Raw genomic sequence first — 26,354 nt, forward strand, 5'->3', positions numbered from 1 at the left:
TACTATGGGCACCTCTTTGCCAGCTTCTCCCCCATGAGAGCGCACGAATCGACCGGCCTGCGGGCCGGGGCTTCCCCTCCCAACGCCATGCGGGCAGGCCTGCACGGATGAGGGAACGGGGGGGCTTCAACCGGCGGCGGCCGGTCCAAACCAGGGGATATGTCCTGCCGTGGCTGCAGGCGGCAGGACTGTATCTGCTGCTGTGGCTGGCGGTGGTTCCGTCGTTGTCGGCGCAGGATGGGCCACCGCCGCTGCGCGATTACGCCATCGACGTGTGGACCTCGCGCAACGGTCTGCCGCACAACTCGCTGCGCGACATCGCGCAGACGCCCGAAGGGCACCTCTGGTTCGCCACCTGGGAGGGGCTGGTCCGCTACAACGGGCTGGACTTCACCGTGTTTGACCGCAGCACGCGGCCGGGCCTTCGCGACAACGGCGTGGGCGCGCTGTATGTCGACCACGCCGGGAACCTGTGGATCAGTGACTCGCGCGGCAACGTGACCCGGCGCGGCAGCGATGGCCAGTGGCGGGTCTGGGAACACCAGCCGGGAACGCCGCAGGTGCTGATCCAGGCGATGCAGATGGACAGCCATCGGCGCCTGTGGCTGCTGTACGAAGGCAAGGGCATCGGCAGTCTGGCCCCGGACGGGCGGATCGAATACACGCCGCCGGCGGCCGACGTGCCGATGGCGATGAGTTTCACCAAGATGGTGGTGGACGCCCAGGACCGCGTGTGGGTGGGCACCCTGGATGGCCTGGTGGTGCGCGACAACGACGGCGTCCTGCGCCGCGCGCCGGAGAGCTTCGGGCTGGGGCGTGGCCTGGTATGGCCGTATCGTGCGCCCGACGGGGTGATGTGGGTCGTGGCCGGCGAGCGGATCTACCGCATGCAGGACGGCGTGCCCGAACTGCAGCACCGCCTGCCGGGCCAGATGCACATGACGGCGATGCTGCAGGATCGCCACGGCGACCTGTGGCTGGGCACGGAAAACCAGGGTCTTCTGCGACTCTCGCGGCATGGGCTGGAGCGGCTGCCGGCCGGTCTTTCGCTGCCGGGCGGGCGCGTGGTCAGCCTGCGCGAAGATGCGGAGGGCAGCATCTGGGTCGGCGCCAACGGCGGTCTTTACCGTCTGCGCGAAACGCTGTTCAGCAGCTACACCGAACGCGACGGGCTCAGCGGCGACTACGTGCGCACGGTTTACGAGGACCGGCAGCGCCAGGTCTGGATCGGCAGCGCCAGCGGTCTGGACCGCCTCGACGGCGACGGCCGGTTCCATCCGATCGCACTGCGCAACCAGGGCGGCAAGGCGCCGTCCGTGTTGAGCCTGGCGCAGGACCGCGCAGGCGATCTGTGGGTGGGCACCTTCGGCGACGGGGTGTTCCGGGTGGACGCGCAGGGCCGCGTGCTGCGCACCTACGGCACCGCCGATGGGCTGCCGGGTGGCAACATCCGCGCGATGAGCGTGGACCGCAACGGCGGCGTCTGGGCGGGCACGCAGAAGGGCGTGGTACGCATCGATGCGCAGGGCGTGACCGTGCCGGCCGTGCCCGGCATGCCGACCGGGTTGATCACCGCCTTGACCCACGATGCCGACGGCAACCTGTGGATCGGCACCATCGAGGGCATCCGCGTGCTGCGCGGCAACCGCGTGCAGGCCATCGATCTGGAGCGCATGGGCGGCGGCCGCAGCGTGTTCGGTTTCCAGCAGATCGGCGATGCGATGTGGGTAAGCACCGACCGCGGCCTGTACCGGTGGCAGAACGGCCGGCTGGCGCGGGTCGGGCTGGAGCAGGGCATGCCGGTGGATACGGTGTTCCAGCTGGTGCCCGACCGTGTCGGCAATGTGTGGATCAGCAGCAACCGCGGTGTCCTGCGCACCGACATGGCGATGCTCAACGATGTGGCCGACGGCCGCGCGCCGCGCGTTGACGTGGAGCACTACAACGAAATCGACGGCATGGCCAATTCGCAGGCCAACGGCAGCTCCGGCCCCTCGGCGATCCTGCGCCAGGATGGCACCTTCTGGGTGGTCACCGCCGGTGGCCTGAGCACGGTCGATCCGCTGCGCCTGCAGCGCTTCCGCGAGCGCCTGGCGCCGCCGGCGGTGATCGAGAACGTGCAGGTGGATGGCACGCCCCTGCACTGGCAGGGCAACGACCACAACCGCATTCCCGGCGGCAAGCGCCTGAGCGTGAGCTATGTGGGGCTGAGCTACCTGCTGTCCGAACGGATCCGCTACCGCACGCGCCTGGAAGGCCTGGACAGCGGCTGGATCGAGCGCGGCCAGCAGCGCAGCGTCGAGTTCATCGGGCTGCCGCCGGGCGACTACACCCTGCATGTGTCGGCCGCGCATCCCGGCGGCGCCTGGAGCGACAGCGAAGCGGTCTGGGCGTTTACCGTCGAGCCGTTCCTGTGGCAGCGGCGCAGCGTGCAGGTGATCGCCTCGCTGCTGCTGCTGGCCGGGCTGGTGGCGCTGTACCGCTATCTGATCAAGCGCTACAAGGCCAGCAACATCCGCCTGGCACGCATGGTGCACGAGGCCACGCGCGACCTGCAGGCGCAGACCGTGCACCTGCAGGCCCTGAACGAAGAGAAGACCGCGCTGGCCGAACGCCTGGCGGTGCAGGCCGAAGCGTTCGAGCGCCAGGCGCGCGAAGACGCGCTCACCGGGCTGCCCAACCGCCGCGCGTTCGACGAAGCGCTGGCGCGCGACTTCGCCCGGTCGCAGCGCAGCCGCCACCCGTTGTGCCTGGTGGTACTGGACATCGACCACTTCAAGGAGGTCAACGACCGGCACAGCCACAGCGTTGGCGACGTGGTGCTGGTGGAAGTGGCGCGCCTGATCGCCTCGGCATGCCGCGACTCGGACATGCCGGCACGCACCGGCGGCGAAGAATTCGCACTGCTGCTCAACGACACCCGGCTGGATGAAGCGGCGCAGGTCTGCGCGCGGCTGCGCGGACTGTTCCACGACCATCCGGACTGGGCCGGCGTGGCTGGCCTGAAGGTGACCTTCAGCGCCGGACTGGTGGAACTGGATGCGGCCGACCGCACACCGATGCTGCTGTACCAGCGTGCCGACCGCGCGCTGTACCGCGCCAAGAGCGAAGGCCGCGACCGCACCGCGATCGGATGAGGACCCGGTAGCTGCCGGCGGTTGGCCGGCGGCCGGCGCCGCGTGCAATCGCGGGCATCAGCGCCTCTGGTGCGTGGTGTGCGCGGGGAACGCCGCGCGTGGCGCGGCGCCTGTCAGCGCGGCGCGGCGGTGGTCAAGGGGCGCGGCCAGGCGTTGGCGATCGTGCAGAACAGCTTGGCGGTCTGCTCGGTGTCGTACACCGCGCTATGCGCTTCGTCGGCGTCCCAGCCGAGCCCGGCGGCGTTGGCCGCGCGTGCCAGCACGGTCTGGCCGTAGGCGACGCCGGCCAGGGTCACCGTGTCGAACACACTGAAGGGGTGGAACGGGTTGCGCTTGTGGCCGGTGCGGTTGACCGCGGCGTTGACGAAGCCCAGATCGAAATGTGCGTTGTGGCCGACCAGGATCGCGCGCTGGCAGCCGTACTTCTTCACGGCGGCGCGGACGGGCGCGAAAATGTGGTCGAGGGCGTCCTTTTCGGTCTTGGCCAGGCGGAACGGGTGATCGAGGATGATGCCGGTCACTTCCAGCGATTTCGGATCGATGTCCAGCCCTTCGGCCGGAATCACGTGGGCGCTGGCGGTCTGGCCGGGATACAGCAGGCCGTTCTCGTCCATCTCGATCGGCACTGCGGCGATTTCCAGCAGTGCGTTGCGGTTGCAGTCGAAGCCGCCGGTCTCCACGTCGACCACGACGGGCAGGAAACCACGGAAACGTTGGGCCATTGCCAGGTTCGCCGCGGGGGCAGTCGTTTCGGCGGCGGCAGGGGGCAAGGCGGCATCGTTCATCCGTGGATTCTAGCAGAGGGGGCCTGTACGGCCCCGCCGCTCAGGCTGTCGCCGGACGGCGTTCCGGACGCCAGCGCAGCAGGTGGTCAATGCTCAACGGGCCGGCGCCCTGCAGCGCCAAGGGCAGCAGCATGGCCATGAACAGCAGCGGCAGTTTGAAGTTGCCGAACCCCTGGTCGGTGATGGCATAGCCTTGCCACAGCTCGCCCAGTCCGTTCCAGTGCATCGGCCAGTGCACCGCCCAGGTCGCCACCACGGTCAGCACCAGCAGGCTGCCGGCGGCCAGCCGGGTGCCCAGCCCAAGCAGCAGGCAGATCGCCCCGACCAGTTCAAACCCGATCGCCAACTGCCAGTTGACGCTGGCCGGCAGCTGGTCGAACGGGAACGGAAACGCCTGTTGCAGATCGCCGAACCAGTTCTGGCCGTGCAGTTTCTCGCGGCCGGACTCCAGGTACTCCCAGGCCAGCAGCAGGCGCAGGCCGAGCGGGGCGATCCAGGGCGCAAGCCGATCCAGCCGGTCGCGCAGGGCGACCCGGTGCAGTGTCTTCATCGATGGGAACTCCGGGGTGGGGTCAGGCGGGCAGAGGGAGGGGGCCGATCACGGCGACGTCCAGGAACTGCTGCAGGAGCGTGGCACCGTCGGCCAGCAGCGCATCGATGGGCAGGCCGTGTGCCTGCGCCAACGCCTGCAGGTGGGCACGTCCGGTCTGGCCGGGCTGTTGACCGATGCGCTCGAGCAGGTGGGCGGCCAGCGGGCTGATCGCCGCGAAGCGCACGTGGCCGTCCGCATCGCGCCGGACCAGCAGCCCGGTGGGATCGGTGGGCGGCTGGGCCGGTGCATCGGCGCTGCCGAGCCGATGCACCGGCCAGTGGTAGAGCAGGGGCCAGGCCAGCGGGGAGCGCTGCAGGGGCGCATCCAGCGGGTCGGTACCCGTGGCAACGGGCAACGGGTTGGCGGCGAGCTGGTACAGCGCGGTTTCCGCCCATTCGTAATGCGCCAGCTCGGCCAGCGCCGGATGCGGCAGCGTCGGCTGGTCCTGCAGCCACTGCACGAATTCGGCGGCCAGTTCGGTGAACAGCGGTGTCCGCGCCCGGTGGCCGGCGAGGAAGTGGCGCACCAGCGTGGTCCAGGCCCCTTCGCCGAGCAGCCGCGCGCACACCGGGAAGCCATTGCCGAGCAGCCCCAGCAGGTTGTTGAACACCAGCCGCCGGTAAACGCCCAGCCGGCGCGGGTCCAGGCCGGCCGGCGCAGCCACGCGCTCCGGGTCGCGCAGGTGGGCGGTGAATGCCTGCTGCTGGGCGTGCAGGCGGCAGGGAGCGTCAGTCATTGCACACCTTGCCGTGCGCGGCCATCAGGCGACGGATGACGCGCAGTTCGTCGCGCAGTTCCGGATAGGGCGGAAAGTTGAAGTCGCGTTCGAGCAGGGTGGGGCGCACGCCGATGCGTGCATAGGTGCGGCCCAGCAGGTCCCATACCGGATCGATCACCGCGCTGCCGTGGGTATCGATCTTGAGGTCGTCGGCGTCGTCGAGGTGGCCGGCCACATGCAGGCATACGATGCGCTGTGCGGGCAGGCCGGCGATGAAGGTGTCGGCATCGTAGCCGTGGTTGCAGGCGTTGACGTAGACGTTGTTGACGTCCAGCAGCAGATCGCAGTCAGCCTCGGCGAGTACGGCCGTGGTGAACGCCAGTTCGTCCATCGCCGGCTCCGGTGCCAGGTAGTAGGACACGTTCTCCACTGCGATGCGCCGGCCCAGCAGATCCTGCACGCGGGCGATGCGCGCGGCGGTATGGCGCACGGCTTCGTCGGTGAACGGTATCGGCAGCAGGTCGTACAGGTGGCCGTCATCGCTGCAGTAGCTCAGGTGTTCGCTGTACAGCGGCACGCGATGCTGGTCCAGGAAGCGGCCGACCTGCTGCAGCAGCGCGGTATCCAGCGGCGCGGTGCTGCCCAGCGACAGCGACAGGCCGTGGCAGCTCAGCGGATGGCGCCGCGCCAGTTCGGCCAACTGCTCGCCGGCCGGGCCGCCCACACCGATCCAGTTCTCCGGCGCGCACTCGAGGAAATCGAGATCGCCGTCGGGGGCGTCGTGCAGGTCCTGCAGCAGTGCACGGCGCAGCCCGAGTCCGGCCGCCGCCGCAGGGAGCGGCGACCGGGGCAGCGCGGTGGCGGGGGAATCAGTGCTTGGCACCGCACTTGCCTTCGCCGCACTTGCCTTCGGCGGTCTTGCCGGCCGCAGTCGGCGCCTTGGTGTCGGCTGCCTTGGCCTTCGCCTTGCCCTTGTCGGCACCGCACTTGCCTTCCCCGCACTTGCCCTCGGCGGTCTTGCCGGCCGCCGTGGTGCCGGCCTTCTCCTCGCCCTTGGCGCCATGCGCGCCGCACTTGCCCTCGCCACACTTGCCTTCGGCGGTCTTGGCGGCGGCCTGTCCTGCAACCAGGTAGCCCTGCGCCAGGTCGGTCATGCTCAACGCAGCGGCCGATGAGGTGGCGCCCAGGCCAGCGGCCAGGGCGGTGGCGGCCAACAGGGACAGCGAACGGGTGGATGTGCTCATCAATGGTGCTCCTTGGTATGGGCCAGTGCCCGGAATGGCTGCAGGTGGGGGCAGCAGGTGCGGCCATGATGGCCAGAGCCGGCTCAACGAATCCTCACACAGCCTTCAATGTTTCGTGAAGTGTGGGGGATTCCCATCATGGCAAGGCAACAGGAACGTTGGTGTCCGCCCCCCCACGTAGTGCCGGCCGCTGGCCGGCTTCTGTGAGGCGCCATCAGTCTCGACACGTGGCCCAGCGCCCGGCCATCCGCCCGCCGCGCGCGCCCCGGCGCTCGATGGGGGCGCCGGGGCGCAGATCCCCAAAAAAAAACCGCGACCCGAAGGCCGCGGCATGTTCGCCCTGCGTTGGCAGGACACCTCAGACGTGATCGGTGCTGCTGGTCTCGTCGCGCTTCTCGCGCGGCGGCAGGGCCTGCTCACCGTGCACCAGGAACCACACGTTCTCGGCGATGTTGGTGGCATGGTCGCCCACGCGCTCCAGGTTCTTGGCCATGAACAGCAGGTGGGTGCAGGGGGTGATGTTGCGCGGGTCTTCCATCATGTAGGTGAGCAGCTCGCGGAACAGCGCGGTGTACTGCGCGTCCAGCCGGGCATCGTCGTCGCGCAGGGCGAGGGCGGCGGCGGCATCGTTGTCGCGGTAGGCCTCGATGGCACGGCGCACCTGCTGCGCGGCCAGCCGGCCCAGCGAGCGCAGGCCCTGGATCTGCGGCAGCGGCGGCACCTTGCTCAGGGCGATCGAGCGCTTGGCGACGTTGGCGGCATAGTCGCCGATGCGCTCGATGTCGGCCGGAATGCGCAGGCCGGCCAGGATTTCGCGCAGGTCGCGCGCCATCGGGCCACGCAGCGCCAGGCGCATCACGTCGTGGCTGATCTGCTGTTCGAGGGTGTCGATGGCTTCATCGTTGGCGATGATGCGCTGGGCGGCGTTCTCGTCGCGCTTCTCGATGACGTCCATCGCCGCTTCGAGCTGGGCGACGGCCGTTTCGCCCATGCGCACGATCTCGGCCACCAGGCGCTGCTGTTCTTCGTCGTAGCTCTTGACGATGTGGTCGTTGGGACTGTTCATGGTGATTCCAGGTTGTAGAGCCGGGCTCTGCCCGGCTGCCGTTGCCGTTGCCGCGCAGGGTGCCGGGACAGACTCAGCCGAAGCGGCCGGTGATGTAGTCTTCGGTCTGCTGCTTGTTGGGCTGCGAGAAGATCACTTCGGTGCGGTCGTGTTCGATCAGGTCGCCCAGGTACATGAAGGCGGTGTAGTCGGACACGCGCGCGGCCTGCTGCATGTTGTGGGTGACGATGACGATGGTGTAGTCGTGCTTGAGCTCTTCCACCAGCTGTTCGATGCGGCTGGTGGAGATCGGGTCCAGTGCCGAGGTCGGCTCATCGAGCAGCAGCACGTCCGGGCGCAGTGCCACCGCGCGGGCGATGCACAGGCGCTGCTGCTGGCCACCGGACAGGCCCAGTGCGCTCTGGTTGAGCTTGTCCTTGACCTCGTCCCACAGCGCACCCTGGCGCAGCGCCTGCTCGACGCGGTCGGTCATCTCCGACTTGGACAGCTTCTCGTGGTGGCGGATGCCGTAGGCGACGTTCTCGAAGATGGTCATCGGGAACGGCACCGGCTTCTGGAACACCATGCCGACCTTGCTGCGCAGGCGGTTCATCGGGTACTTCGGCGAAAGGATGTTCTCGCCGTCCAGCAGCACTTCGCCGCGCGCTTCCAGCTTGGGGTACAGCGCGTAGATGCGGTTGAAGATGCGCAGCAGGGTGGACTTGCCGCAACCGGAGGGACCGATCAGCGCGGTGACGCGCTTTTCCGGGATTTCCAGGTCGATGCCCTTCAGCGCATGGAACTTGTCGTAGTAGAAATCCAGCCCGCGTGCGGCCAGCTTGATCGGCGCCGGGGTGTGCAGGTTTTCATGCGAGGCCGGAACCACGATGCGCTGCATCGGCACGGCATTGGAGAGATCGTTCATGGCGATGTCCGTGGAAAGGTCAGTCATGGGAGATACGGTTGCGCAGCAGGATGCCGCGCGCAGAGAGGCTGACCAGCAGCACGAACACGGTCAGCACCAGTGCGCCGGCCCAGGCCAGCACCTGCCAGGATTCATACGGGCTGCCGGCGAACTGGTTCATCACCACCGGCACGGAGGCCATCGGCTGGAACACGTTGCTGTTCCAGTACTGGTTGCCGAAGGCGGTGAACAGCAGCGGCGCGGTCTCGCCGGAAATGCGGGCCAGGGCCAGCAGGATGCCGGTCACGATGCCGGCGGCGGCACTGCGGTACAGCACCTGCACGGTCACTTTCCACTGCGGGATGCCGAGCGACAGCGCCGCTTCGCGCATCTGCGAGGGCACCAGGCGCAGCATTTCATCGGTGGTACGCACCACCACCGGCAGCACGATGAAGGCCAGCGACAGGGCACCGGCGAATGCCGAGAACTGCCCGCCGGTCTGCATCACGTACAGGGTGTAGACGAACAGGCCCAGCACGATCGACGGCGCCGAGAGCAGGATGTCGTTGACGAAACGCACCACGGTGCCGGCCTTGCGGGCGTTGCCGTACTCGGCCAGCCAGGTGCCGGCCAGCACGCCCAGCGGGGTGCCGATCGCGATCGCCAGGCCGCACATCACGGCACTGCCGAAGAAGGCATTGGCCAGGCCGCCGTCCTGCATCGGCGGCGGTGTCATCTTGGTGAACAGGTCCAGGTTGATCCCGGCCAGGCCCTTGGAGGCCAGCGTCCACAGAATCCAGCCCAGGAAGAACAGGCCGAACAGCGCGGTCAGGCAGGACATCAGCAGCGCGACCACGTTGACGATGCGGCGGCGCAGGTACAGCGGTTGTGCGGCGGAATTGGCGACGGTGGACATCAGTTGCCCTCCTTGCGGGCCAGGCGCATCAGCATCAGGCGGGCGATTGCCAGCACCACGAAGGTCACGATGAACAGCACGAAGCCAAGCAGCAGCAGTGCCGAGCGGTAGGTTTCGGTGGCTTCACCGAAATCGTTGGCGATCAGCGCGGCGATGGTGGTGCCCGGTTCGAGCAGCGAGGGCGACAGGCGCACGCTGTTGCCGATCACGAAGGCCACTGCCATCGTTTCGCCCAGGGCGCGGCCGAGGCCGAGGAAGATGCCGCCGATCACCGCCGAACGGGTGTAGGGCAGCACGATGTCCCAGCTCACTTCCCACTTGGTGGACCCCAGCGCGTACGCCGATTCCTTCAGGCGGGTCGGCACGGTGAGGAACACTTCGCGCATCACCGAGGAGATGAACGGGATCACCATGATCGCCAGCACGAAGCCGGCGGTGAGCACGCCGATACCCAGCGGCGGGCCCTGGAACAGCGGGCCGATGATCGGCAGCGTGCCGAGGTGGTCGTTGAGGAACGGGGTGACGTACTCCGTCATCACCGGCACCAGCACGAACAGGCCCCACATGCCGTAGATGATGGAGGGGATGCCGGCGAGCAGTTCGATCGCGGTACCGACCGGGCCGCGAAGCCAGCGCGGGGCCACTTCGGTGAGGAAGAAGGCGATGCCGAAGCTGACCGGCACGGCGATGACCATCGCGATCAGCGCGGTGACCAGGGTGCCGTAGATCGGTGCGAGCGCGCCGAATTTGTTTTCGACCGGATTCCATTCGGACGAGTAGAAGAAGCTCAGGCCCTGCTCCTGCAGGGCATGGCGGCCGCCCCACAGCATCGAGAGCGCGGCGCAGGCCAGGGCGACCAGTACCAGGACAACGGTGGCGATCAGTACCCAGCGGAACAGTGTGTCGTTGCGGGCATCACGCAGGTCGCGGGTGGACGGTGCGGGGACAGGCTGGGCGATGGCATTCATGGGAAAGGCAGGGGCCCGAGAGGTGGGGTGCGGCGTGGTGGCGACAAGGGAGGGCCCGCGCGATGCGCGGGCCCGGTTTGTCATTTGAATTCAGCAGCCCAGTAGGCTTCGATCTGCGTCACCAGCTCGGCCGGCAGCGGCACGTAATGCAGTTCGTTGGCCTGCGTCTGGCCGTTCTCGAAGGCCCACTTGAAGAACGCCAGGGTGTCCTTGCTGCGCTGGGCATCCTTGGGCTGCTTGTGCATCAGCATGAAGTTGGTGGCGGTGATCGGCCACGCCTGGTCGCCCGGGGCGTTGGTGATGACCAGGTTGAAGTCCTTGGCGCTGGCCCAGTCGGCGCTGGCGGCTGCGGCGGCGAAGGTGTCGGCGCTCGGCTGCACCCAGTTGCCTGCGGCGTTCTGCATCGAGGCGTACGGCATGCCGTTCTGCAGGGCGTAGGCCAGTTCGACGTAGCCGATCGAGCCCTTGATCTGCTTCACGTACGAGGCCACGCCTTCATTGCCCTTGCCACCCACGCCGTCCGGCCACTGCACCGAGGTGCCTTCGCCGACCTTGCTCTTCCAGTCCGGGCTGACCTTGGACAGGTAGTTGGAGAAGTTGAACGTGGTGCCCGAGCCGTCCGAACGGTGGACCAGGGTGATCTTGCCGTCCGGCAGCTTCACGCCCGGGTTGGCGGCGACGATGGCCGGGTCGTTCCAGGTCTTGATCTTGCCCAGGAAGATGTCGGCCAGCAGCGCGCCGCTCAGGCGCAGCTTGCCGGCTTCCAGGCCCTCGATGTTCACCACCGGCACCACGCCGCCGATGGCGGACGGGAACTGGCCGAGGCCGGCCTGGGCCAGCTCTTCGCTGCTCAGCGGCTTGTCGGAGGAGCCGAAGTCGACGGTGCCGGCCTTGATCTGGGCGATGCCGCCACCCGAACCGATCGACTGGTAGTTGATCTTGGCGCCGGTGGCGGCGTTGTAGTCGGCCGACCACTTGGACACCAGCGGGAAGATGAAGGAGGCGCCTGCGCCGGAGATTTCGGCAGTCAGCTTGTCGCCGGCAGCCGGCGCGGCGGCGGGCGCGCCAGCGGCCGGGGCGGTGGCCTGGCCTTCGGCGGCCGGCTTGCAGGCAGACAGACCCAGCGCGATGGCCAGGGAAAGGGCGGCGAAGCCGGCCGTATGCAGTTTCATGCGTCACTCCGTAGCGGGATAGGGGGCCGGGCTCGCCGGCTGACGCTGCTATGAAATGATGTTTTTGTTACAGCTTGATGACGTCGTGACCGGGGGCACGCACAAGCCCCGCCGTGCAAGGCTTGGCGGGGGGTACAGCGGGTGCCGGTGAATCGAGCGCCGGGGCGTCATACCCTTTCCGGCGAATGTCCCCCGGCGTCGGCCTGCGGCCGATACCTCCTCCTTTACTTCGCCTCCACGGGTATGGCGCCCCGGCACTCGATCCACCGGCGTTGCCCCTGGCTCCGGTTTTGCCTGCGCGTGCCGGAATGAACGCTCGCGAGCAACCTGATCGAAGACCGTGCCCAACGCTTCAAAAAAAAAGCGCGGATCTTTCGATCCGCGCCGGTGGTGCCGTCAGGGGAGAGAGGACCCGACGGCACCGTTGCCTCGTGTTGCGTCACGGCGGTGGGCCGTGAGGGGCCATCAGTACTTCAGGTTCTGCGACCAGTAGGTCTCGATCTGCTTGACCAGGGTGTCCGGCAGCGGCACGTAGTCGAGCTGCTTGGCCTGGGCATCGCCGTTCTTGTAGATCCAGCGGAAGAACTCCTGGGTGGCCTTGGCGTTGGCGGCGTTCTTGGGCTGCTTGCGCACCAGGATGAAGTTGGTGGCGGTGATCGGCCACGCATCGGCGCCCGGAGCGTTGGTCATGACCAGGTAGAAGTCCTTCGCGCTGGCCCAGTCGGCGCTGGCGGCCGCGGCGGCGAAGGAGGTGTCGCTCGGCAGGACGATCTTGCCGGCGGCGTTCTTCATCGCGGCGTAGGACATCTTGTTCTGCAGCGCGTAGGACAGTTCGACGTAGCCGATGCCGCCCTTGATCTGCTTGACGTACGCGGCGACGCCTTCGTTGCCCTTGCCGCCGATGCCGACCGGCCACTGGACCGAGGTGCCTTCACCGACCTTGGTCTTCCACTCCGGGTTCACCTTGGAGAGGTAGTTGACGAAGTTGAAGGTGGTGCCCGAACCGTCCGAACGATGCACCACGGTGATCTTGCCGTCGGGCAGCTTGACGCCCGGGTTCAGCGCGGCGATGGCCGGGTCGTTCCAGGTCTTGATCTTGCCCAGGAAGATGTTGCCCAGGGTCGGGCCATCCAGCTTCAGCGCGCCCGGGGCGATGCCGGCCACGTTGATCACCGGGACCACGCCGCCGATCACCGACGGGAACTGTGCCAGACCGGCCGAGGCCAGTTCTTCCGGCTTCAGCGGGGCGTCGGAGGAGCCGAAGTCCACGGTCGCCGCCTTGATCTGCGCGATGCCGCCGCCCGAGCCAATGGACTGGTAGTTGACCTTCTTGCCGGTGGCGGTGCTGTAGTCGGCCGACCACTTGGACATGACCGGATAGATGAACGAGGCGCCCGCGCCGGTGACATCGGCGGCATTGGCGGCAAACACGGACGACGCGGCGAGAACGACAACGGCGGCGCGCGACTTGAAGGCGTGGATCACGGGATGGCTCCTGGGATGGATGACGGTGCGGGGTGTCCCGCCCGGCGCCCATTCCATAACGGTTCGATGACAGCGCAGCGTCTGTCATATGACGCAACCGTGACAGGGGGCGGCGACGCCTCGCGACGCCCGGCGCAGGGCGGCTGCGGTGGTCACAAAGTGCTCTGCGTCACGCACTGCCGCGCACGCGGCAGGTCCCTCAGTACGGGCTGAGCGCATCCAGCAATGGGTAGACGCGGCCATCGTGACGCAGCCGGTAGCTGCGCTGGATGGCGGGCGTTTCGCTGTCCACGCACGCATCGCCGCGTACGGCGCTGCGTCGCGCCACCTGCCGCTCGCGGACGATCAGGTCGGCGAACCCCTGTGCCCGTGGCGGGCCGACCTCAAGGGTGCGCGTGGTGGTCAGGAACTCGCCGGCGCAGCGGGTATCCCATTCGCCCTGGGCGATCTGCACGCTGATCGGCTGGGTCAGCACCTGCAGGTGGCCGGGCGCATAGGCGACCAGGCGCAGCCGGGTGTCCGAAAAGGGGTTGGGGCTGGACGAGCCGGTGAACCGGGTCCGCACGCCGAATGTCCAGTGCGCGCCGTCGAGGCGGTAGCGGGCGGTATCCAGGCTGACGCCGTCGAAACGCACGGCGTCGCTGTCGATGGCGCCGCGGAGCACGCTCCAGGCGCGCGTGTCGCCGCCGGCGGTGTCGATCACCATCAGTTCGAGGTCGCCGTCAGGCGCGTCCGGCAGGCTGTCGCGGTCATTCCAGATCGGGACGGCCAGCAGCGTCAGTTCGGGGTGCGCCGGCCAGATGCGGCACGTACCTGCCTGCAGGTCGCGGCGCCAGCCCGGGCGGTCGGGGAGCACGTCGCCCGGGCGCACTGCGTAGGCACGCTCGACTGCGGCGGTGGTGTCGGGGCACTGCTGCGCGTGTACGGCGGGGATGGCGGCGGCCAGCGCAGACAGCAGGAGGAAGGAACGCATCGGGCCATCCGTGGGGAACGGCGTCCAGCATACGCGCGGGGTAGGCCCTGCACACGCCCAACAGAAAGGGCGCAGCCACGGCTGCGCCCTTCGGTTGCATCGTTGCCGCAGGTCTTACCAGAAGAACTGCAGGCGCGCTTCGAGGATGTTCGGGTCGTCGTTGACGAAGGTACGCGAGGTCGCGTTGTACTTCTTGCTGTCCACCATCACGTAGTTCAGCGCGAACTTGGTGTTGGAGCGCCAGTAGTAGTTCACGCCGACCGTCCAGATGTTCATCTTGCCACCCAGCACGCCATCGACGATCGGCGGACGGCCGGCCACCGGGTTGGCGCTGACGTTGCCGTCGTTGAGGTCCATCTGGTCGTAACGCGCACCCAGCTGCCACATGCCGCGGCCCGGCTCGTCCGGCAGGCCGGTGGTCGGGGTGCCGCCCTTGTAGCCCCAGCTTTCGCCGGTGATGTTCCACAGGCCGCTGACGTAGAAGCCGTCGCTGCTGTAGTTGTCGTGGCTGTAACGCTTGGCCTTGCTGGTGTAGTACTCGGCCTGCGCCTTGAACGGGCCGCCGATGTACATCGCTTCGGCGCCCAGCGTGCTGACGCGGTCGGTGTCGACCAGGTTGCCGCTGTCGACCAGGCGTGCGGTGGCCAGGTCGGCGTTCGGACGGGCACGCACGCGCAGGGTGTCCGCGTCGGTGTCGTAGTCGACATAGCTCAGGCCGAAGTGCAGGACCTGGCCCTTCTCGTTGATCGGGGCCCAGGTACCACGCGCGCCGTAGCCGCTGCCGTGGGCCAGGTTGCGGGTCAGTTCGCGGCCGAAGCCGCTGGCGGTGACCGACCAGTTGTTGTCGCCGATGCTATAGGCGCCGCCGAGGCGACGGGCCACTGCGTAGGTATTGGTGACCGCCGCCTTGGAGATGAAGTCGTTGTTCTTGGTGCTGGACAGTTCTTCCAGGCTGTTGGGCTGCTTGAACTGGCCGAACTGCACGAAGTGGTTGGCGTTGCCGGCCAGCTTGTACTTCAGGTTGGTGTCCAGGAACTTGTCGGCCTTGGCGTCGTAGCCCACCACCCATTCCACATTGCCCGGGCCCTTGCCCTTGAGGACCAGCTCGGCGCGACGCAGCTCGAACTCGCTGTTCTTGCCGTTGCCGGCATCGCCGCCGTTGAGGTCGGTCACATCGTTGTCGAACCAGTTGCCATCGGCCTGGACCAGGCCTTCGAAGGTGATCTCCGAACCGCCGATCACATCGATGGCCACTTCAGCGTGAGCGGCCGGCACGAACAGCGCAGCCGCCACGGCCGCAGTAAGAAGTTGGCGATGCAGTTTCATGGAAAGGAGCCTTGCAGGCAGGTGGGAAGATGCTGCGCAGGCTAATAAGTGAAGATTGCGTAAATGTGACAGTTTCGGACAAACCGTCGTCCGCCGGACCCCGCGGCCCAGCAGGGCTTTGCATGAATGCCCGGCGCAGATGACCGCCGGGTTGCGTGGAGATGGCAATCGCCGCCGGGGTTCAGGCGGCGGTTTTTTCCTTGTAGCGGCACAGGTCGCGGATCACGCACTGCGGGCAGTCCGGCTTGCGTGCCTTGCACACGTAGCGGCCGTGCAGGATCAGCCAGTGGTGTGCGTCGAGCAGGAACTCGGCGGGGATCACCTTGACCAGCAGGTCTTCCACCGCGCGCACGTCCTTGCCCGGCGCCAGCCCGGTGCGGTTGGACACGCGGAAGATGTGCGTGTCCACCGCCATCACCGGCTCGCCGAAGGCGGTGTTGAGCACCACGTTGGCCGTCTTGCGGCCAACGCCAGGCAGCGCTTCGAGGGCGGCACGATCGCGCGGCACGTCGCCACCGTGATCGCGGATCAGCAGTGCGCAGGTGGCGATCACGTTCTTCGCCTTCGCGTTGAACAGGCCGATGGTGGCGATGTACTTCTTCAAGCCGTCTTCGCCCAGCGCGAGCATCGCCTGTGGCGTGTTGGCCACCGGGAACAGCTTGCGCGTGGCCTTGTTGACGCCCACGTCGGTGGCCTGCGCCGACAATGCCACCGCGATCAGCAGTTCGAACGGCGTGCTGTATTCCAGCTCGGTACGCGGATGCGGATTGAGTTCGCGCAGTCGCGTGAACATCTCGATCACATCGGCCTTGGGCATGCGTGCGGTGCGCGCCGCTGCCTTCCTGACGACGGCCATCAGGCGCCGTGCCCGGCCGCCCTGGCCTTGGCGCGGGCAAGGATGGCAGCCGCGGCCGACGGCAATGCCGGCTTCGCGTCCGGCGTGGTCGCCGCCGGTGCACGGCGCGCGTCGCGTTCGGCGGCACGGCGGCCCAGGCGCACCGCGCGCTGGCGGTAGCGCTCGCGTGCGGCCCACGCACGGGTGAGCTGCTGCTGGGCCTGCAGCAGGCGCACGGGCAGGTCCGGGTGGCCGGGCAGCCGCTGCGCATCGTCGGGATGCGGCACGTACTCCATCAGGCCGGCCGCGAGCGCGCCGTCCACGTCATCGTCCAGCAGCAGCATCAACAGCCGCGCGGGCAGGGCAGGGTCGTTGGCCATCATGGTCAGCGGTTCTGGAACACCGGCGGGCGCCGGGCAAGGAAGGCCGCGGTGCCTTCGCGCATGTCCTCGGTGGCGAACATCAGGCCGAACTGCGCGGTCTCGTATGCCAGGCCTTCCTCCAGCGCACACTCGCCGCCGACATGGACGGCATCGAGGATGCCGCGCAGCGCCAGCGGCGCAGCCTGGGCCAGCTGCTGGGCCAGCGCCTGCACCCGGGCATCCAGCGCATCGGCGGCAACAACGTCGTTGACGATGCCGAGTTGCAGCGCACGTTCGGCCGTGATCGGTGTGCCCAGCAGGCACAGTTCCAGCGTGGCGGCGCGGCCGCACAGGCGCAGCAGGCGCTGGGTGCCGCCGAAGCCCGGACTCAGCCCCAGGTTGATCTCCGGTTGGCCGACTTTGGCGGTATCAGCGGCGATGCGCAGGTGGCAGGCCATGGCCAGTTCCAGGCCACCGCCCAGCGCAAATCCATTGATCCGCGCGATCACCGGCTTGGGCATGCGTTCGATGCAGCGCATCAATTTCTGCCCGAGCGCGGAGAAATCACGTCCCTGAACCGCGCTCAGTCCATTCATTTCGGCGATGTCCGCCCCGGCCACGAACGCCTTCGGGCCGGCCCCGGTGAGGACCACCACGCGCACTGCCGGATCGGCCTCCGCCGCTGAAAACGCGCTGTAAAGCGCCTCCAGCGTGGCCCGGTCGAGCGCATTGAGCTTGTCCGGGCGGTTCACGACGAGGGTGCGGACGGCGCCGTCATCGGTCACGGCGAGGGGGAAATCGGCCACGGCGGGGCTCCTGGAAAAACGTTAAAAAAAAGTGAGGTTGAACTCTTGAAACGAAGTCAGGTCAGAGCTTTCGTCGTTAGTGGCGGTTCAACGTTGCGGCGGCTATCCTAACCCGTCGCCTCAGGGCGGCCCAACGCGTCCTGAGTTACCACCCCTGGAGAAATGTTTGATGAAGTTGCGTTCTATCGCGGTCGCCGTCGCGGCCCTGGCCCTGACGGGCAATGCCTTCGCCCAGGACACCTCGTCCGAAAAGGGCAAGCTGAGCTATTACTTCGGTTACGACTACGGCAACAATCTGGCTGAGCTGACCGCGCGCGGTGAACAGCTGGACATCAACTCGGTGGTGAAGGGCCTGCAGGATGCCTACGCCAAGAAGCAGCCGGCGATCACCGCCGACCAGCTGAAGCCGGCCGTCGAGGCGTTCCAGAAGCGTGAGCAGGGTCGTGCGCAGGCCGCCAAGGCCGAGTACGACAAGGCCGCCGCCGAGAACAAGACCAAGAGCACCCAGTTCCTGGCCGCCAACAAGGCCAAGTCCGGCGTGCAGACGCTGCCGAGCGGCGTGCAGTACCGCGTGGTCGAAGCCGGCAGCGGCGCAAAGCCGACCCAGGCTAGCACCGTGCAGCTGGAAGTCGCTGGCCCGTACCCGTACGGCACCCGTCCGGCCGAAGCCCGCCCGGCGCAGCAGATCCCGGCAATGAAGGTGAGCGAAGTCGAGATGAAGGCCATGCGCGAAGCGCTGCTGCTGATGCCGGCCGGCTCGAAGTGGGAAGTGACGCTGCCGCCGGAACAGGCCTATGGTGCCGATCCGCGCACGCCGTTCCCGCCGAACGTCGCTGTGCAGTTCGAAATCAAGCTGATCAGCGTCAAGTAAGATCAGGCAGACACAACGACGCGCCGATGGAAACATCGGCGCGTTTTTGTTTGCGGCATCCGCCGTATTGGCGCTATCGATCCCGCCCGCCAATCGCGCTACTGTGGCGTGGTGCAATCACTGGACGCCCCCCCGCGTGCAATACCCACGCCCTGCATCGGCATCTGCGCGCTGGACCGCGCCGATTTCTGCGCGGGGTGTCTGCGCACCGTGGATGAAATCACCCGCTGGCGAACGATGAGCCGTCACGAACAGACCCATGTCATGCAGCACACCCTGCCGCTGCGCGAGCAGTTGCGGCAATCGCTGCGTGGCTCGCTGGCCGAACACGCGCGGTTGATGCGCGCCCTGCATCCACTGGATGCGCCACCGACCGGCGACGGCTGGAACCGCAGCGAACTGAGCGATCTGCTGCCGCCCGGGCCACCGGTGGAAGCGGCGGTGCTTGCCGGCATCATTCCACGCGAGGGCGGCGCCCAGGTGCTGCTGACCCGGCGCACTGACACCCTGCGCCATCACGGCGGCCAGGTCGGTTTTCCCGGCGGACGCATGGAGGCGGACGACCGCGATGCCGTGGCCGCGGCGATCCGCGAGAGCGATGAGGAAATCGCGCTCAAGCACGATCAGGTACAGGTGCTCGGCTACCTGGATCCCTTCGTCACGATCACCGGCTACCGGGTGATGCCGGTGGTGGCGGTGATCGATCCGGCCTTCGTGGCGGTGCCGCAACCGGATGAAGTGGCCGAAGTGTTCGAAGTGCCGCTGAACTATCTGATGGAGCCGGCCAACCTGCACCAGGTGGAGATCGACCATCGCGGCCGCATCCGCCACGTGCTGGAGTACGGCTGGCCGGGCCAACGCATCTGGGGCGCCACCGCCGCCATTCTCTACAACCTGCGTCGCCGCCTGGAGCAGACCGAATGACTTCCGCACCGCTTCCCTGGACCACCCTGGTCGATGTTGCCGCGCTCGCGGACGCCCTGCAGCAGGGCGGGGCGCGCGTGCTCGACGCGCGTGCCACCGCCAGCACCGCCGTGCGCGTGGTCGATGCCCGCTTCTCGCTGGCCGACCCGCAGTCGGGCGCGCAGGCCTATGCCCAGGGGCACCTGCCCGGTGCGCTGTACGCCGACCTCAACCGCGACCTGGCCGACATGGGCAAGCGCGGCCAGGGACGTCACCCGCTGCCGGACAGTGCGGACTTCGCCGCACGGCTCGGGCAGTGGGGCATCGGGCCGGAGACGCAGGTGGTGGTCTACGACGCCGGGGACGGCAGCATGGCCGCCGCGCGCCTGTGGTGGCTGCTGCGGTTGATCGGGCACCGTCGTGTTGCCGTGCTCGATGGAGGCCTCGCCGCCTGGCAGGCCGCCGGTCTGGCGCTGACCGCCGAGGTGCCGCAGGTGCCGGTGCTGCCGCCGTATCCCGGCCAGTTCGACCGCAGCCAGATCGCCTCGGCCGCCGAAGTGGCCGCCCGCCTGAAGCATGCACCGGGCTGGCTGCTGGATGCGCGCGCCGGCGAGCGGTTCCGTGGCGAGGTGGAGCCGTTGGACCCGGTCGCCGGGCACGTCCCCGGCGCGGTCAACCGTCCGTTCGCGTTGAACGTCCACGACGGGCGCCTGCGCCCGGCAGCGGATCTGCAGGCCGCGCTGCGCCCGCTGATCGGCAACCACGACCCGGACCAGGTGGTGCTGATGTGCGGCTCGGGCGTCACCGCCTGTCACTTGCTGCTAGCGATGGAAGTGGCCGGCCTGCACGGCGCGCGGATCTATGCCGATTCCTGGAGCGGCTGGCTCAACGACACGGATCGGCCGGTCGCCACCGGCCCCTGAGCGGACGCGGCGGGCACGGAAACGGCAGCGGGCCCCGGTCCGCGTTATCCGTGCAGGGGCTGCAGCGGTACCGCCGCCAACACGCGTGGCCACGGGAACAGCGGGCCTGGATCGCGCTTTCGCGGGACCCGCCGCTCCGGATCGTCGGTGGCTGTTTCCTCGCGCGTATCCAGCCATTCGTGACCGGCGATGTGCCGCAGCGCAGGCAGCGCGTCGCACAGGTGCTGGAGCAGATCGATCAGCGCGGCGATCTGCGCGTCGGTGTACGGCTCGTCCATCGCCTGGTGGCGCGAATCCAGCCAGTGCGGGTAGCGCCCGGTGTTGACCAGTTCAACGCCGACCGAGCGCGGGTTGTAGCCGCTGACATGGTGGGCGATGCGGTCCAACGGCACGTACTGCACGATGCGGCCATCGCGGTCGATGTAGTAGTGCCCGCTGTTGCCGCTGCCGCTGTCGTACAGCACGCGCTCGCCGTAGTCGCGGGCCATCGCCAGGTCCGGCAGCTCGGTGCAGTGGATCACCACCAGATCGATGTCGGCCGGGGCGCGTTCGCCCAACCGTGCCACATAGGGCAGGGGCTGCAGGTCGATCGGGGGCGGGGCGCGGCCGGGCATGGCGCGATGCTAGCATTCCGCCATGAACGCTCATATCCAATCCTGCAGGGCGCGTGCATGAGCCGCGGCCACTGCATCCTTTCCCACGGCTTCGAGAGCGGCCCGGACGCCACCAAGGTCACCGCGCTGGCCGAGGTCGCCCAGCGCCTGGGCTGGACCCACGAACGCCCGGACTACACCGACCTGGACGCGATGCGTGCGGTGAGCAGCGTCGGCGACGTCCGCGCCCGCCTGCAGCGCCTGGTCGGCCTGGCCACGGCGGCGGCCGCACGTGGCCCGGTGGTGCTGGCCGGTTCCAGCCTGGGGGCCTACATCTCGGCCATCGCCTCGCTGCAGGTGCCCACCCGCGGCCTGTTCCTGATGGTGCCGCCGACCACGATGGGACCGATGCCGGTGCTGGACGCCGCCCCGGTGCCGACCAGCGTGGTCCACGCCTGGCACGACGAACTGATTCCGCCGGCACAGGTCATCGCCTGGGCGCAGGCGCGCTCGGCGCGGCTGCTGCTGGTGGATGACGGGCATCGGCTGAACAACCACGTCGAGGTCTCGGCCAGGGCCTTCGAGGACCTGCTGCAGTCGCTGGATTGAGGTGGGGAGCCGGCCAGCGGCCGGCACCCCCCACGACACAGGCCCCCGCCAGCCGGGCAGAGCCCGGCTCTACCGTACAATGGCCGTCCCGGCCCCGCGCCGGCTCGCTTGCCGTGCCCGGTGGGCACCCCCTTTCCGCTGACCTGCGATACCGATTCCGTGAAATTCTTTGTTTCCTGCGCCAAGGGCCTGGAGTACCTGCTCGCCGACGAACTGCTGGCGCTTGGCCTGGACAAGGCCACCGCCACCATCGCCGGCGTCAACGCCGAGGGTGAACTGCCGCAGGCACTGAAGGTGGTGCTGTGGTCGCGCCTGGCCAGCCGCGTGCTGTGGCCGTTGACCGAGTTCGACTGCCCGGACGAGGGCTCGCTGTACCAGGGTGTTTCGGCGATGGCGTGGGACCAGCACATCAGCCCGGAGCTGACCCTGTCGGTGGACGCGCACGTGTCCGGTACCGAGATCACCCACGCGCGCTTCGCCGCGCAGCGGGTCAAGGACGGGGTGGTGGACAGCCTGCGCGCCAAGGGCCTGGAACGGCCGTCGGTGAACACCGAGTTCCCCGATGTGCGCATCAACCTGTCGCTGCGCAAGGGCCGGGCAAGCATCTCCATCGACCTTGGCGGTGGCCCGATGCACCGCCGCGGCTGGCGCATGGCGCAGAACGAAGCGCCGTTGAAGGAAAACCTGGCCGCGGCCGTGCTGATGCGCGCCAACTGGCCGAAGATCCATGCCGAAGGCGGTGGCCTGCTCGATCCGATGTGCGGCAGCGGCACGCTGCTGATCGAAGGCGCGCTGATGGCCGCCGACGTCGCCCCGGGCCTGCAGCGCCACGGCAGCATTCCGCCGAGCCGCTGGCTGGGCTTCGACCGGGATGCCTGGAACACGCTGATGGCCGACGCGCGCGAGCGCGAGACGGCCGGGCGCGCCGCGCTCAAGCAGGTGATCCACGGCAGCGACATCGATCCGCATGCGATCCGTGCCGCCAAGGAAAACGCCGAGACCGCCGGTGTGGCCGAGGCGATCTGGTTCGGCGTGCGCGATGTGGCCGACATGCAGGTGCCGCCGCAGGAAACCGGCTGCGTGGTGTGCAACCCGCCGTACGACGAGCGCCTGGCGGCCGACGCGGTGCTGTATCGCCGCCTCGGCGATGCGCTCAAGCGTGCGGTGCCGCAGTGGCGCGCCAGCCTGCTGTGCGGCAGTGCCGATCTGGCGTTCGCCACCGGCCTGCGCGCCAACAAGAAGTACCAGCTGTTCAACGGCGCCATCGAATGCGCGCTGATCGTCTGCGATCCGATCGCGGTGCCGCAGCGTGAGAACGCCGGCCAGCCACGTGAGCTGAGCGAAGGCGCGCAGATGGTGGCCAACCGCCTGCGCAAGAACATCAAGAAGTTCAAGAACTGGCGCGCCCGCGAGGCGATCACCTGCTACCGCGTGTACGACGCCGATCTGCCCGAGTACGCCGCCGCGATCGACGTCTACGAAGAAGACGGCGGCGCGCGCCGCACCTTCCTGCACGTGCAGGAATATGCGGCACCGGCAACCATTCCCGATGTCGACGTGCGCCGCCGCCGCAACGAGCTGCTGTCGGCCGCCCGCGAAGTGTTCCAGGTGCCGGCCGAGCAGGTCGCACTGAAGTCGCGCGAGCGCGGCAAGGGCGGCAGCAAGTACGGCCGCTTCGAACAGCGCGGCGAGTTCGTGCTGGTGCGCGAGAACGACGCCCTGCTGCGCGTGAACCTGTTCGATTACCTCGACACCGGCCTGTTCCTGGACCACCGCCCGCTGCGCTGGCACATGGCCCAGGAGGCGATCGGCAAGCGCTTCCTCAACCTGTTCTGCTACACCGGCGTGGCCAGTGTGCAGGCAGCGGTGGCCGGTGCGGCGTCGACCACCAGCGTGGATCTGTCCGGCACCTACCTGCAGTGGTGTGCCGACAACCTGGCGCTGAACGGCAAGGGCGGCAGCCAGCATCAGCTGATCCAGGCCGATGCGCTGGCGTGGCTGGAAGCCGAGCGGCACCGCTTCGACGTGATCTTCTGCGATCCGCCGACCTTCTCCAACTCCGCCCGCGCCGAGGACTTCGACGTCCAGCGCGAGCACGTCCGCCTGCTGCGGGCGGCCGTGGCACGGTTGAGCCCGGAAGGCGTGCTGTACTTCTCCAATAACTTCCGCCGCTTCAAGCTGGACGAAGAAGCGATCAAGGAATTTGCCGAGTGCAAAGAGATTTCCGCCGAGACCATCGGCGACGATTTCGAGCGCAACCCGCGCATCCACCGCGCCTGGGAACTGCGCCGCTACGGCGCGTGATGGAGAGAGGCTGACATGGACGCCAGCCAGCTTCTCGCCGACGGACTGCTGCTGCGTCCGTTCGAGGATGCCGACGCCGCCGCGTTCGCCGCGGCGGTGCGGGAGACGGCCGAGGGCATGCGGCGCTGGATGCCGTGGTGCTCCACCGACTACGGCGTCGAGCAGGCGCTGTCGTGGTTCCAGGCCTGCCGCAGCGGCCGCGCAGCGACCACCGCCTACGAGTACGGCGTGTTCGACCCGGACACCGGCGCATTCGTCGGCGGCGCCGGGTTGAACGCGATCCGGCACGATCACCGGTTCTGCAACCTGGGCTACTGGGTGCGGCAGTCCCGGCAGGGCGAGGGCATCGCCACCCGCGTGGTGCGCGCGCTGGCGGCCGAGGCGTTCGGGCCGCTGGGCCTGCAGCGCGTGGAGATCGTGGTGGCGGTGGGCAACCTGGCCAGCGAGCGCGTGGCGGTGAAGTCCGGTGCGCTGCGCGAGAGCGTGGCGCGCAACCGCCTGGTCATCGACGGCCAGCCCGCACCGGCGCACGTGTTTTCACTGGTGCCCTGAGCGCCGCCGCGGCGGCCCGCCCGCCGCAGCGGGCAACAGGGCTCAGAACAGCGCCACCACCGTCCCGATCACCGGCAGCGCCCACGCCAGGGGCACGATCCAGCGGGGGCGGAACGGATACAGACCGAAGGCGATCAGCAGACCGCCGAAGGTGAGGGCGCCCAGCCACAGCACCGGCCCCAATGCCCAGCCGTGATCGGCCACGCACAGGGCAAACGCCACCGTCAGCAGCGTCCAGCCCACCCAGCGCCACAGGCGCATGCGTGCCGGGGCGGCCTGTGCTTTGCCGTGCAGGTCCTGCTGGTGCTTCTCCATTGCCAGCGACAGGGCGGTGAAGCCGGAGAAACACAGGGTAATGGCCAGCAGCATCATGCGGTGGCCTCCGCAGCGGCGGCGGCCGCCTGCTGGCGACGCTTCTTCTCGGCCGCGCTCAGGGCCGGCTGCCAGCGCTGCATGCGCAGGCCACAGTAAGCGAGCATCGCGCCGAAGGCGATCATGGTGAGGTCGAACCCGGCCAGCACCCAGTCGCCACTGCGCAGGGTCACGCCCAGGTGCGCGTGCGTGGTCAGTGCGTTCACCACCGGGATCAGCGCGAACAACGCCGCCCCCAGGTACAGCTGCCACGCCCACATCATCCGCTTGGGCCAGAGGAACGCGGCCAGCAGGGCCGCGCCCCACGCGTAGAAGAACACGTTGGCTTCGGCCGTTGAACGCTCGGCCATCTGCAGCGGCAGCAGCCGGTTGCCCCAGAAGTACGCCGCGAACGCGATCGGCAGGCCGGCCACCGCACCGATGTTGAGCGCGTCCACCAGGCGCAGACCGAAGCCGATCTTGCCCGACTTGGCATGCTTGGGCCGTTCCTTGACCGCCCACAGCACCACGCCGCTGGCAACCATCAGGCAGCCGACCAGCCCGGACAGGAAGAACAGTGCACGCAGGCCCCAGTCGGCGAAGCGCGCCAGGTGCAGGCCGTACATCACGCCGCGGGTCTGGGTGGCGCCACCGGAGGCCGGGCTGGCCTCGATGAGCGCGCCGGTCACTGCGTTGTAGCGCAGCGACGGCGTATCCACCGAGAGGCGCTTGCCGTCGCGCTGCTGGATGTCGATCACCGCATTGGCCGCACCCGGGTGGTACAGGGTGAAGCCGCCCACGTCCGCGCCCTTCCATTCGGCGCGCGCGCTGTCCAGCAGCTGCTGGATCGGCAGTGCCACCGCGCGTCCCTCGGACGGCGTATCGATGTCGGCCAGGCGCGCGAACGCCTCGCTGAAGAACGCGTCCTCATCCTTGGGGTAGGCCACGTTCACCCCCCACGGCAGGTACATGAACATCAGCGTGACGATCCCGGTGTAGGTGATCATCGCGTGGTAGGGCAGGGCCATCACCGCGCTGACGTTGTGGAAGTCCAGCCACGAACGCAGGCCCTTGTCCTTCCGGAAGGTGAAGAAGTCCTTGAAGATCTTCTTGTGGGTGATCACCCCGGTGATGATCGCCACCAGCATGAACATCGCGCAGAAGCCCACCAGGTAGCGCGCCCACAGCACCGGGATGTAGTGCAGGTCGAAGTGCAGACGGTAGAAGAAGTCGCCGCCACGGGTTTCGCGCGCGGCCACTTCCTCGCCGCTGTTGGGGTCCACCGTGGCATCGCCGAAGCGGCCGCCGCCGCGACGCCTGCGCTTTTCGCCTTCGGCCGGCGGTTTGACCATCGACTCGGGATTGCGCCAGAACATGCGCATCGCCGGGTTGCGCGGGTCGGGCAGGCTCACGTTCCAGCTTTCGGCCTGCGGCGCCTTGTGCTGCAGGAAGGCGATCGCGCGTTCGGCTGCCACATCGGCGCCCACCGTGCTGCGCGGCAGCTCCGGGCGCATCCAGCGGCTGATCTCCTCGCGGTAGTAGCTGGCCGTGCCGGCCATGAAGATCAGCAGCAGCAGCCAGCCGACCAGCAGGCCGGTCCAGGTGTGCAGCCACGCCATCGATTGGCGGAATCCGTTCTTCATGCGCCCGCCCTCATCAGTACCGTGCCCAGCCAGAACAGCCCGGTGGGAATCAGGATGCCAACCCAGGCGCGCAGCGCGGTGCGCGTGGCGAATGCCCACAACGCCGCACATGCGCACAGCGCGATGGCCACCAGCATGCCGGTCAGTACGGCCTGACCGCGTGCGATCGGCAGTGCGACGGCGAAGAACATCGCGCAGGTTGCTGCCAGCGCGTAGCCCCCCAGGATGGCGGCCATCGAGCGCGACAGCACGCCCAGCCAGGGGCGGGCGAACAAGGCGGTGAAGCGGGTATGCCAGCTGGCGTTGGGCGTGCTGTTCACGGAAACCTGCAATAGCG

General features: G+C 68.4%; 27 protein-coding genes. 7 read left to right on the forward strand and 20 right to left on the reverse strand.

From position 1 onward, the window contains the following. Positions 1-107: 107 nt before the first annotated feature. A complete protein-coding gene (locus ACLB90_RS16490) occupies positions 108-3,137 on the forward strand; it encodes a two-component regulator propeller domain-containing protein (RefSeq protein ID WP_411850476.1) in 3,030 nt (1,009 codons plus the stop codon). A gap of 113 nt (positions 3,138-3,250) precedes the next feature. Here the strand turns inward: ACLB90_RS16490 and rnt are convergent, their stop codons facing one another. From rnt to ACLB90_RS16570, 16 genes are all read right to left on the reverse strand, one after another. After that, positions 3,251-3,859 carry a ribonuclease T gene (gene rnt, locus ACLB90_RS16495; protein WP_411850477.1) on the reverse strand — a complete coding sequence of 203 codons (609 nt, stop codon included), beginning with the start codon at positions 3,857-3,859 and terminating at the stop codon, positions 3,251-3,253. Between the two features lie 103 nt (positions 3,860-3,962). Further along, positions 3,963-4,472, reverse strand: coding sequence for a DoxX family protein (locus ACLB90_RS16500; RefSeq protein ID WP_411850478.1), 510 nt, complete (start codon positions 4,470-4,472; stop codon positions 3,963-3,965). A 22-nt stretch (positions 4,473-4,494) separates the two neighbouring features. After that, entirely contained in the window at positions 4,495-5,250 is a 756-nt protein-coding gene (locus ACLB90_RS16505) for a DUF2063 domain-containing protein (protein ID WP_411850479.1), read from the reverse strand. Beyond that, positions 5,243-6,115, reverse strand: a complete 873-nt coding sequence (locus tag ACLB90_RS16510) for a DUF692 domain-containing protein (RefSeq protein ID WP_411850480.1) — start codon at positions 6,113-6,115, stop codon at positions 5,243-5,245. The genes ACLB90_RS16505 and ACLB90_RS16510 overlap by 8 nt, the downstream gene beginning before the upstream one ends. After that, positions 6,102-6,476, reverse strand: coding sequence for a hypothetical protein (locus ACLB90_RS16515; RefSeq protein ID WP_411850481.1), 375 nt, complete (start codon positions 6,474-6,476; stop codon positions 6,102-6,104). The genes ACLB90_RS16510 and ACLB90_RS16515 overlap by 14 nt, the downstream gene beginning before the upstream one ends. 358 nt (positions 6,477-6,834) lie before the next feature. Then, positions 6,835-7,542, reverse strand: a complete 708-nt coding sequence (gene phoU, locus ACLB90_RS16520; RefSeq protein ID WP_411850482.1) for a phosphate signaling complex protein PhoU — start codon at positions 7,540-7,542, stop codon at positions 6,835-6,837. Positions 7,543-7,615: 73 nt separating this feature from the next. Then, on the reverse strand, positions 7,616-8,446 hold the full coding sequence (gene pstB / locus ACLB90_RS16525; protein WP_411852780.1) for a phosphate ABC transporter ATP-binding protein PstB: 831 nt from the start codon (positions 8,444-8,446) through the stop codon (positions 7,616-7,618). 19 nt (positions 8,447-8,465) lie between these two features. Further along, entirely contained in the window at positions 8,466-9,341 is an 876-nt protein-coding gene (pstA, locus tag ACLB90_RS16530; protein WP_411850483.1) for a phosphate ABC transporter permease PstA, read from the reverse strand. Then, positions 9,341-10,309: a phosphate ABC transporter permease subunit PstC gene (gene pstC, locus ACLB90_RS16535; RefSeq protein WP_411850484.1), complete on the reverse strand. Its 969-nt coding sequence runs from the start codon at positions 10,307-10,309 to the stop codon at positions 9,341-9,343. Before pstC ends, pstA begins: the two co-directional genes overlap by 1 nt. Positions 10,310-10,389: 80 nt before the next feature. Next, positions 10,390-11,481 carry a phosphate ABC transporter substrate-binding protein PstS gene (gene pstS / locus ACLB90_RS16540; protein WP_411850485.1) on the reverse strand — a complete coding sequence of 364 codons (1,092 nt, stop codon included), beginning with the start codon at positions 11,479-11,481 and terminating at the stop codon, positions 10,390-10,392. A 465-nt stretch (positions 11,482-11,946) separates the two neighbouring features. Then, positions 11,947-12,966 (reverse strand): phosphate ABC transporter substrate-binding protein PstS, encoded by a 1,020-nt coding sequence (pstS, locus tag ACLB90_RS16545; RefSeq protein ID WP_411850486.1) that lies wholly within the window; start codon positions 12,964-12,966, stop codon positions 11,947-11,949. Between the two features lie 199 nt (positions 12,967-13,165). After that, positions 13,166-13,939: a hypothetical protein gene (locus ACLB90_RS16550; protein WP_411850487.1), complete on the reverse strand. Its 774-nt coding sequence runs from the start codon at positions 13,937-13,939 to the stop codon at positions 13,166-13,168. 114 nt (positions 13,940-14,053) lie between these two features. Then, positions 14,054-15,265: an OprO/OprP family phosphate-selective porin gene (locus tag ACLB90_RS16555; protein WP_411850488.1), complete on the reverse strand. Its 1,212-nt coding sequence runs from the start codon at positions 15,263-15,265 to the stop codon at positions 14,054-14,056. Positions 15,266-15,446: 181 nt separating this feature from the next. Next, on the reverse strand, positions 15,447-16,121 hold the full coding sequence (gene nth / locus ACLB90_RS16560) for an endonuclease III (protein ID WP_411850489.1): 675 nt from the start codon (positions 16,119-16,121) through the stop codon (positions 15,447-15,449). Next, positions 16,121-16,480: a hypothetical protein gene (locus tag ACLB90_RS16565; RefSeq protein ID WP_411852781.1), complete on the reverse strand. Its 360-nt coding sequence runs from the start codon at positions 16,478-16,480 to the stop codon at positions 16,121-16,123. The genes nth and ACLB90_RS16565 overlap by 1 nt, the downstream gene beginning before the upstream one ends. Before the next feature lie 5 nt (positions 16,481-16,485). Beyond that, the gene (locus tag ACLB90_RS16570; RefSeq protein WP_411850490.1) at positions 16,486-17,268 is read right to left on the reverse strand and encodes an enoyl-CoA hydratase/isomerase family protein; all 783 of its coding nucleotides are present in this window, start codon (positions 17,266-17,268) and stop codon (positions 16,486-16,488) included. 169 nt (positions 17,269-17,437) lie between these two features. On the opposite strand from ACLB90_RS16570, the gene ACLB90_RS16575 reads away from it, so the two are divergent. The 3 genes from ACLB90_RS16575 (at position 17,438) to ACLB90_RS16585 (ending at position 19,965) form a co-directional block, all read left to right on the forward strand. Next, positions 17,438-18,139 (forward strand): FKBP-type peptidyl-prolyl cis-trans isomerase N-terminal domain-containing protein, encoded by a 702-nt coding sequence (locus tag ACLB90_RS16575; protein ID WP_411850491.1) that lies wholly within the window; start codon positions 17,438-17,440, stop codon positions 18,137-18,139. Positions 18,140-18,259: 120 nt separating this feature from the next. After that, positions 18,260-19,063 (forward strand): CoA pyrophosphatase, encoded by an 804-nt coding sequence (locus ACLB90_RS16580; RefSeq protein ID WP_411852782.1) that lies wholly within the window; start codon positions 18,260-18,262, stop codon positions 19,061-19,063. Then, a complete protein-coding gene (locus tag ACLB90_RS16585; protein WP_411850492.1) occupies positions 19,060-19,965 on the forward strand; it encodes a sulfurtransferase in 906 nt (301 codons plus the stop codon). Before ACLB90_RS16580 ends, ACLB90_RS16585 begins: the two co-directional genes overlap by 4 nt. A 44-nt stretch (positions 19,966-20,009) precedes the next feature. On the opposite strand, the gene ACLB90_RS16590 is transcribed toward ACLB90_RS16585, so the two are convergent. Beyond that, a complete protein-coding gene (locus tag ACLB90_RS16590) occupies positions 20,010-20,579 on the reverse strand; it encodes an N-acetylmuramoyl-L-alanine amidase (protein WP_411850493.1) in 570 nt (189 codons plus the stop codon). 57 nt (positions 20,580-20,636) lie between these two features. Here ACLB90_RS16590 and ACLB90_RS16595 point away from each other — a divergent pair, with 57 nt between their 5' ends. The 3 genes from ACLB90_RS16595 to ACLB90_RS16605 all read left to right on the forward strand — a co-directional run bounded on the left by ACLB90_RS16595 (position 20,637) and on the right by ACLB90_RS16605 (position 24,023). Further along, positions 20,637-21,167 (forward strand): hypothetical protein, encoded by a 531-nt coding sequence (locus tag ACLB90_RS16595; protein WP_411850494.1) that lies wholly within the window; start codon positions 20,637-20,639, stop codon positions 21,165-21,167. A gap of 159 nt (positions 21,168-21,326) precedes the next feature. Continuing rightward, positions 21,327-23,471, forward strand: a complete 2,145-nt coding sequence (rlmKL, locus tag ACLB90_RS16600) for a bifunctional 23S rRNA (guanine(2069)-N(7))-methyltransferase RlmK/23S rRNA (guanine(2445)-N(2))-methyltransferase RlmL (RefSeq protein WP_411850495.1) — start codon at positions 21,327-21,329, stop codon at positions 23,469-23,471. A gap of 15 nt (positions 23,472-23,486) precedes the next feature. Then, the gene (locus ACLB90_RS16605; protein ID WP_411850496.1) at positions 23,487-24,023 is read left to right on the forward strand and encodes a GNAT family N-acetyltransferase; all 537 of its coding nucleotides are present in this window, start codon (positions 23,487-23,489) and stop codon (positions 24,021-24,023) included. Between the two features lie 42 nt (positions 24,024-24,065). Here the strand turns inward: ACLB90_RS16605 and ACLB90_RS16610 are convergent, their stop codons facing one another. The 3 genes from ACLB90_RS16610 to ACLB90_RS16620 are packed head-to-tail and all read right to left on the reverse strand — an operon-like array spanning position 24,066 to position 26,337. Continuing rightward, on the reverse strand, positions 24,066-24,395 hold the full coding sequence (locus ACLB90_RS16610; protein WP_411850497.1) for a DUF3325 domain-containing protein: 330 nt from the start codon (positions 24,393-24,395) through the stop codon (positions 24,066-24,068). After that, positions 24,392-26,017, reverse strand: a complete 1,626-nt coding sequence (locus ACLB90_RS16615; protein ID WP_411850498.1) for a PepSY-associated TM helix domain-containing protein — start codon at positions 26,015-26,017, stop codon at positions 24,392-24,394. Before ACLB90_RS16615 ends, ACLB90_RS16610 begins: the two co-directional genes overlap by 4 nt. Next, a complete protein-coding gene (locus ACLB90_RS16620) occupies positions 26,014-26,337 on the reverse strand; it encodes a DUF3649 domain-containing protein (RefSeq protein ID WP_411850499.1) in 324 nt (107 codons plus the stop codon). The genes ACLB90_RS16615 and ACLB90_RS16620 overlap by 4 nt, the downstream gene beginning before the upstream one ends. Between the last annotated feature and the right edge of the window lie 17 nt (positions 26,338-26,354).

The sequence above is a fragment of the Stenotrophomonas sp. LGBM10 genome (assembly GCF_046736075.1).
In the GTDB taxonomy this organism is placed as follows: domain Bacteria; phylum Pseudomonadota; class Gammaproteobacteria; order Xanthomonadales; family Xanthomonadaceae; genus Stenotrophomonas.